Source organism: Hymenobacter agri, assembly GCF_054778495.1.
In genome coordinates, this window is sequence record NZ_BAAGZM010000810.1 from 1 (window position 1) to 1,552 (window position 1,552).

A 1,552-nucleotide genomic window follows, 5' to 3' on the forward strand; every position below is an offset into this window, starting at 1 on the left:
TTTCGAGCAGGTAGCCGCCGGGCGCGGCCCAGGTGCGCAGGTTGCCGCCGGGGCGGGTGTCGGCCTCGAACAGCTCGTAGGCCACGCCGGCCTTCTGCAGGTACCACGCCAGGGTGAGGCCGCTGATGCCGCCGCCGATAATCGCAATTTTCATGTCGTAAGCAATAGCGCCACGTCGCGCGAAGTAGCGCGAACTTTGTAGTTCGCGTCCCCGCGCCGTGGCAACGACTCGTTCCGGGACGCGAACTACAAAGTTCGCGCTACTTCGCGCCACTTTCCTTGTGCACCATGACAACAAAAAACAAAGCCATATTCCTCGACCGCGACGGCGTGCTGAACGAAGAAATTGGCACTTACGTGTGGGAGCCGGCGAAATTCGTCATCCTGCCCGGCGTGCCCGAAAGCCTGGCCCGCCTCAAAGCCGCCGGCTACTACCTCATCGTGGTCACCAACCAGGCCGGCATCGCCAAAAAGCTTTACACCGCCGCCGACGTGCAGGCCTGCCACGCCAAGCTGCAAAGTGCCTGCGGCGGCCTCCTCGACGCCCTGTATTTCGCCGACGCCCACCCCAGCGTGAGCGAGTCCATCCTGCGCAAGCCCAACTCCGGCATGCTGGAAAAGGCCGTGGCCCGCTTCAACCTCGACGTTTCGCAGTGCTGGATAGTGGGCGACCGCCTGCGCGACATGCAGGCCGGTGCGGCCGTGGGCGTGCGCGGCATTCTGGTAGGGGAGGAGGAAAACGCGGAAGGCTTCGCGCCGCACGTAGCCGATTTGCGGGCGGCCACGGCGCTTATTCTTGAAGCCGGTTCTTAAAAAATCCAGGCGTGGCGAAGTCCAGTCATCGTTACTTTTGACGCCTTCTTAAAACACCTTTCCCGCTGCCTTCATGTCTACTACTTCCTCCTTCGTGGCCGGAGCCTTTTTGCTGCTCGGCCTAAGTGCGTGTAAAAAAGAAAAAGAAACGCCTGCCGGGCCCGAACCCGAAATCGTGTACACCAAGGTCAGCACGATGGCCGGAAACGGAACTTCGGGCTATGCCGACGGGGCGGGGACGACGGCGCAGTTCTACGGGCCCGAAGGCGCCACCGTAGACAAGCAAGGGAACGTGTACGTGGCCGACAATGGCAACAATACCATTCGCAGAATTACGCCGGCGGGGCAGGTAGATACCTGGGCTGGTAACTTGGCCAGCGGTTTTGCCGACGGCCCATCCGCTACGGCTCGTTTCAACGGCCCCATTGATGTTGCTGTGGATGGCCAGGGCAACCTATACGTAGCCGATTATGGCAACCAGCGCATTCGCAAAATCACGCCCGGCGGCACCGTGAGTACGCTGGCCGGCTCCGGCACCGCCGGCTTTGCCGACGGCCTGGGGGCCGCCGCGCAGTTCAACGGCCCCAATGGTCTGGCCGTGGACGGGCAAGGCGTGGTGTACGTGAGCGACTACGAAAATAACCGCATTCGTAAGGTATTGCCCAACGGCACCGTGAGCACGCTGGCGGGCACTGGCCAGCGCGGCTTTGCCGATGGCCCGGGCAGCAGCGCCCAACTG

Annotated in this window: 3 protein-coding genes; 2 read left to right on the forward strand and 1 reads right to left on the reverse strand. The window is 62.6% G+C overall.

Translation table 11 applies throughout. The annotated features are described in order from the left end of the window. On the reverse strand, positions 1-154 hold a 154-nt coding region (locus ACYVDE_RS22380; protein ID WP_460503749.1), incomplete at its 3' end, for an NAD(P)-binding protein. 134 nt (positions 155-288) lie between these two features. Between ACYVDE_RS22380 and ACYVDE_RS22385 the strand changes: the two genes are divergently transcribed. Beyond that, the gene (locus ACYVDE_RS22385) at positions 289-813 is read left to right on the forward strand and encodes a D-glycero-alpha-D-manno-heptose-1,7-bisphosphate 7-phosphatase (protein WP_460503747.1); all 525 of its coding nucleotides are present in this window, start codon (positions 289-291) and stop codon (positions 811-813) included. Between the two features lie 73 nt (positions 814-886). Next, positions 887-1,552 (forward strand): NHL repeat-containing protein (locus ACYVDE_RS22390; RefSeq protein WP_460503748.1); only part of this gene is annotated, 666 nt, incomplete at its 3' end.